Here is a 487-nt window from a genome sequence, read left to right as displayed (position 1 = left end):
GGGTGCGCCGGCCGCGCTGCTCGGGTCGACCGAGGCGCTGCCGGGCTTGCCGACCTTGTCGCGCAGCTCCAGGACGATGCGCTCGGCGCCCTTGCGACCGATGCCCGGCACGGACGTCAGGGCGGCGAGGTCGCCGGCGGCGATGGCCGCGCGCAGCCGCTCCGGTTCGAGCACGGCGAGCATCGCCTGGGCGACCTTGGGGCCGACGCCGCTCGCGGTCTGCAGCAGCTCGAACATGTCGCGCTCGTCGCGCTCGCCGAAGCCGTACAGCGTCATGGAGTCCTCGCGGACGACCATCGACGTGGCCAGCTGGGTCTCCTGGTTCAGCCGCAGCGACGAGACGGTGGCCGGCGTGCAGCGCACCAGGTAGCCGACCCCGGCGACGTCGAGGACGGCCGAGTCGAGGGTGAGGGCGGCGACCGTGCCGCGCAGGTGGGCGATCATCGCGCCACCCCGCACCGCGCCGCCGGTGGCCGCGCTGGCGAGC

General features: G+C 75.4%; 1 protein-coding gene. It reads right to left on the bottom strand.

Annotation, left to right across the window (positions count from 1 at the left end; genetic code table 11):
* The coding region (gene ruvA / locus AC2W7G_RS18495; protein WP_485869714.1) for a Holliday junction branch migration protein RuvA at positions 1–487 on the bottom strand (487 nt) is incomplete at both ends.

This window comes from Aeromicrobium sp. PFPM2_SD2, from assembly GCF_057364525.1.
Note: the sequence above shows the minus strand (reverse complement) of the source record. Positions and strands in the feature narration are given on the sequence as shown.